General features: G+C 64.4%; 1 protein-coding gene. It reads right to left on the minus strand.

The window, feature by feature from the left end:
• Nucleotides 1–34: 34 nt before the first annotated feature.
• The coding region (merR, locus tag M622_RS22860) for a mercury resistance transcriptional regulator MerR (RefSeq protein WP_021247887.1) at nt 35–489 on the minus strand (455 nt) is incomplete at its 5' end.

Consider the following 489-nt stretch of genomic DNA (forward strand, 5'->3'; position numbering starts at 1 on the left):
AGGGGGCAGCTCACGAAACGGAACAAATCGTACGCTAAGGCATAGCTCGCCCAAGCCGGTCCCCTGCCGACGTGGCGAGGCTCGTTTCGCCTTGCAACGACGCAATCAGCGGACACGAAACATTTCCCTGGCGTGCATGGCAGGCGCACACGAGTTGGGACAGCACGACCTCCATGCGCGCCAGGTCGGCCAGCTTGGCGCGCACGTCCTGGAGCTTGTGCTCGGCCAGGCGGCTGGCTTCGTCGCAGTGGGTGCCATCCTCCAGCCGCAGCAGCTCGGCGATCTCATCCAGGCTGAAGCCCAAGCGCTGGGCCGATTTCACGAACTTCACCCGGGCTACATCCGCCTTGCCGTAGCGGCGGATGCTGCCATAGGGCCGCGCCGGTTCGGGCAGCAAGCCCTTGTGCTGATAGAACCGGATCGTCTCCACATTGACCCCGGCCGCCTTACCGAAGGCGCCGATGGTCAGGTTCTTCAGACCGTTCTCCA

It is taken from the genome of Thauera terpenica 58Eu (assembly GCF_000443165.1).
GTDB lineage: Bacteria > Pseudomonadota > Gammaproteobacteria > Burkholderiales > Rhodocyclaceae > Thauera > Thauera terpenica.